Here is a 4,201-nt window from a genome sequence, read left to right as displayed (position 1 = left end):
GGCGACGAGCCAGTCCGCCAGTCGTCCGGCATCGAAGCCCGTCGACGCCACGACGACGCCGAACTGCCGCTCGAGCCGACCTGGGGCGAGTGCGCGTTCGTGCGACGGGTTGCAGAGCAGGTTGCAGACGTCGAACTCCGCGTCGCCCAGGAGCCCCTTGGGGTCGATGGCGAGCCAGCCGCGCTCGCCGAAGTCGAGCACGTTGCCGTGATGGAGGTCGCCGTGCAGCACGACCGGGTCGCGCGAGTCGGCGAGGAGCCGCCCGGCGATGTCGGCGCCACGCCGATGGAAGGCGCTGAGCTCGCCGCCGTGCGAGAACAGGTGGCGGAACCAGGTCGGAAGGTCGAGCAGCTCGGGCGGGTCGTCGGCGTCCAGCACATCGGCGGATGCCGCGTGGATGCGCCCTGCGGCGTCGCAGATGATCCGCGTGGCCTCGTCGTCGTGCCCCGACTCGACCATCGCGACGAGGTCACGCGGCCCCGTGGCCCGCTCGAGGAGCACCGCCGCGCCGTTGCGCTCGAGCACCCGGGCCACCCCGTGCCCGTCGAGGGCGGCGAGCAGGTCGGCGCCGCGCACCTCCTCGTCGACGTGGGCGACCTTGAGCACGGCGGGCGTGCCGTCCTCCGTGCGCACCGGCGTGAGGGTGCTCGACGCCGTGGTGACGGGGTCGCCGTCGGGGCGCACGCGCCAGCGTCGCAACCACGCGGTCTCCCCGGCGTGTCCGGGGTCGACCGGCCCGAGGTCGCTCACGACCGGTTCCACTCCTTGCCGGCCCACGGGTCGTAATCGGCCTCGAGCGCCTCCTGTTCGGGCCGCTTCGACTCGGGCACGTGCTGCAGGTTCACCCTGATGCGGTACCAGAGCGAGCTCGATCCGCGCATGCCGTCGACGAGCACGTCGGCCGGCTCGAGCAACGCCACGACGTCGGGATGCCGCGCCTTCCACCGTTCGAGCGCCTCGAGGGCCTCGGGCTTCGTCTTCGTGCGCGCGACCTCGATGAGCGGCATCGTCGACTGCCGCCGCCCCGAACCGTCCGACGACTTCGGCGGCTTCTCCGCGGGGCCGAGCTCCTCGGCGAGCCGCAGGAGGCCGTCGAGTCGTCCGACGGCGTCATCGATGCCCGCGGCGGGGTCGCCGCGTTCCGCGAAGCGCTGCAGCACGGTCGCCGCGGTGAAGCGCTCGGGGTGGCTGTCGCGCACCTCATCCCAGTCGAGGGGTGTCGACACGCGCGCGTCGGGCAGCGGCCGGATCGAGTACGCCGAGGCGACGGTGCGGTCCTTCGCGTTCTGGTTGAAGTCGACGAACACGCTCTCGCCGCGCTCCTCCTTCCACCACCGCGCGGTCGCCAGTCCGGGCGCACGCAGCTCGGTCTCGCGAGCGAGGGTCTCGGCGGCGAGCCGCACCTCGCGGAAAGTCCACTCGGGTTCGATCCGCACGTTGATGTGCATGCCGCGCGACCCCGAGGTCTTCGGCCACCCCACGAGCCCGTGGTCGGCGAGCACCTCGCGCACGACCATCGCGACGTCGACGATCTGCGACCAGTCGACGCCCGGCATCGGGTCGAGGTCGACCCGCAGCTCGTCGGGGTGCTCGAGGTCCTCGGCGCGCACCGGGTGCGGGTTGAGGTCGATGCAGCCGAGGTTCACGACCCACGCGAGCGCCGCGGCATCCCGCACCACGACCTCCTCGGCGGAGTTGCCGGACGCGTAGTGCAGGGTCGCCGTGTCGATCCAGTCGGGCCGTTTCTCGGGCGCGCGCTTCTGGAAGAACGCCTCCTGCGAGATGCCCTTCACGAAGCGCTTCAGCACCATCGGGCGCCCGGCCGCGCCGCGCAGCGCGCCGTCGGCGACGCCCAGGTAGTAGCGGACCAGGTCGAGCTTGGTGAGCCCCGGCTCGGGGAACACCACCTTGTCGGGGCTGCTGATGCGCACCTCGCGACCATCGATCTCGAGGAGCTCGGCATCGTCCTTGGCGGGACTCACGCCTTCACCCTAGGACGGCCCGTCGCCGAATGGGAGGTGGCGTGCCGCCCTTGCCGCGAGATGACGCGAATCGACCTTCGCGGCGCCGCCAAGGGTCGATTCGCGTCACCTCACGCGCGCTACGACGAGCGTGAGGCGACGGATGCCGCGGCCGCCGCCGCGGCGAGCCCGTACCGTCGCGGCGTCTCGCCGATCACCGCGCGGAACTCCCGGGTCAGGTGCGCCTGGTCGGCGAAGCCCAGTTCGGCCGCGAGGTCGGCGAGTGCGGGAGCGTCGGGCGCTGCGAGCGCCGCCGCGGCCTCCTGCATGCGGTAGCGACGGATGAGCCACTTGGGCGTCAGGCCGAGCTGCTCGCGCACGAGCCGCTGCAGGGTGCGCAGGCCGAGTCCGCTCGCGCGGGCGAGGTCTTCGGCGCGCAGGATGCCGCGATCGTGCTCCGCGAGCTCGACGACGTGCCGCACGAGCCTGGCGTCCTCGCCGAGCACGAGGTGCTGCCGCGCGAGCCATCGCTCGAACACCGCGACGCCCGCCGCGTCGTCGCCGGCCTCGAGGGCGACGCGCACGTCGTGGGCCAGCCCCGCGGCATCCGTCGCCCGCAGCTCGTCGAGTGGCACCGAGCCGCCGAGCAGCGCGCGCATCGGTCCGCGCGTCAGCAGCCGTGCGACCCCGGGCTGCAACAGGACCCCGAACGCCCAGCCCGCGCCCTCGAGCCGGCGATGCGAACGGCCCGCTTCGGGACCGTGCAGCCCAGCGGCATCCGCTTCGATCACGAGGTTCGCCGAGGGGTAGTCGAGCACGCCCTGCTCGACGACCGCGCCCGGCGGCAGCTGCCACCTGGGCACCCAGACGTGTCGCACCAGGTCGGCGAGGGTGGGGTCGACGACGTACCGGGCGAGACGCACCGGGGCCCGCGCGTCGACCTGCGCATCGGCGTGCGCCGCGAGCGGGGCGATGCCCGGAGCGTCGGGCGTCGTCGCGAGCACGCCCTTGACGGCCGAGGCGCCCGCCCGGGATCGCCAGTACGCGTCGGACGTCGTCATGGGCCCAGTATCGCGGGCACCACCGATGTCGCGTTTCGACAAGCGTCTCGGATGCCGCTTGCGTAGCGTCGAAGGCATCGGAACCGTCCGTCCAGGGAGGACACCATGCAGGACTTCGAGATGACCATCTACATCAAGGCCGACCCGCTCGTCGTCTGGGAGGCGATCGTCGGCGACGAGGGCAGCCGCGCGGTGATGTTCGGCTCGGTGCTGCGCGGCGAGCTCGAGCCCGGCGGCACCTACGAGTACGTCGGCCCGGGCGAGGGCGGCACGGAGGTGGTGCACGTCTACGGCGACGTCCTCGAGGCCGACCCGGGCGTCGTGCTGCAGCTCACCGAGCACCCCGGACCCATCTATCGCGAGAACCATGCCGAGCTCACGAGCCGCATGACCTGGCGGCTCGAGCAGGCCGGCATCGGGCTCACGAGGCTGACCTTCACGAACGACGAGTGGAGCGAGGGGCATCCGGCGCAGGCCGAGACGGCCGAGACCTGGCCGCGCGTGCTCTCGAGCCTCAAGTCGTGGATCGAGACCGGCGAGGCCATCCCGATGACCTCCTGAGCGAGCGGATGCCGCACCGCGCCCTCGCGCGGCCCCACCCGTCGCCTGCCCGACCTGCGGCGCCACCTCAGCCGTCGAGATGWCGCGAACCGTCCTTCCCCGGCACCGGGAACGACGGTTTGCGTCATCTCGCGGCCGGCCGATGACGATGGCGCCGCGACCGACGGATGCCGCGGGCGGGGCGTGGCTAGGATCGTGCCCATGGCCGACGACGCGGTGAAGCAAGCTCAGGAGGCGGCCGCCGCAGCGGCCGAGGCGGCCGAGGCCCTGCAGGCGCAGGCCCAGGAGGCGATCCGCAAGGCCGAGGAGGCCGCGGCCCTCGCGCAGGCGGCGCTCGAGGCGCAGCAGCAGGCGACGGATGCCGCGGCCGCAGCCACCGCCGCCGAAGGCGAAGCCGCCGCCGCCGCAAGGCCCTCTGAACCCGCCGCCGCAGCATCCGGCCCGCTCGACGCAGCCCAGGTCGCCGCGATCCGTGACGGCTACGCGTTCGACGGCCCCGCCCTCGAGATGGGCGCGCTCGTGAACGGCGAGGCGATGCCCGACGTGCCCGTGCGTATCCCGCTCGCGATGACGAACCGGCACGGGCTCGTCGCGGGCGCCACCGGAACGGGCAAGACC

At 73.3% G+C, this 4,201-nt stretch carries 5 protein-coding genes; 2 read left to right on the top strand and 3 right to left on the bottom strand.

Annotated features, from left to right (window positions below):
• The 3 genes from AC1DY2_RS16430 to AC1DY2_RS16420 all read right to left on the bottom strand — a co-directional run.
• Nucleotides 1–750: aminoglycoside phosphotransferase family protein (locus tag AC1DY2_RS16430; RefSeq protein ID WP_476763390.1), on the bottom strand; the 750-nt coding region annotated here is incomplete at its 3' end.
• On the bottom strand, nt 747–1,982 hold the full coding sequence (gene ligD / locus AC1DY2_RS16425) for a non-homologous end-joining DNA ligase (protein WP_476763389.1): 1,236 nt from the start codon (nt 1,980–1,982) through the stop codon (nt 747–749). The genes AC1DY2_RS16430 and ligD, both read right to left, overlap by 4 nt.
• A gap of 119 nt (nt 1,983–2,101) precedes the next feature.
• A complete protein-coding gene (locus tag AC1DY2_RS16420; protein ID WP_476763388.1) occupies nt 2,102–3,022 on the bottom strand; it encodes a helix-turn-helix domain-containing protein in 921 nt (306 codons plus the stop codon).
• A gap of 105 nt (nt 3,023–3,127) precedes the next feature.
• Between AC1DY2_RS16420 and AC1DY2_RS16415 the strand changes: the two genes are divergently transcribed.
• Nucleotides 3,128–3,583 (top strand): SRPBCC domain-containing protein, encoded by a 456-nt coding sequence (locus tag AC1DY2_RS16415; RefSeq protein WP_476763387.1) that lies wholly within the window; start codon nt 3,128–3,130, stop codon nt 3,581–3,583.
• A gap of 201 nt (nt 3,584–3,784) precedes the next feature.
• A partial coding sequence (locus AC1DY2_RS16410; protein ID WP_476763386.1) for a helicase HerA-like domain-containing protein occupies nt 3,785–4,201 on the top strand: 417 nt, incomplete at its 3' end.

Source organism: Agromyces sp. P1_H4, from assembly GCF_056405255.1.
This window is presented reverse-complemented; position numbering and strand designations above follow the sequence as displayed.

Bases quoted from the DNA above. Each gene is read 5' to 3' on its own strand.
- AC1DY2_RS16420 (WP_476763388.1), bottom strand. From the start codon at position 3,022: ATGACGACGTCCGACGCGTACTGGCGATCCCGGGCGGGCGCCTCGGCC.
- AC1DY2_RS16415 (WP_476763387.1), top strand. From the start codon at position 3,128: ATGCAGGACTTCGAGATGACCATCTACATCAAGGCCGACCCGCTCGTC.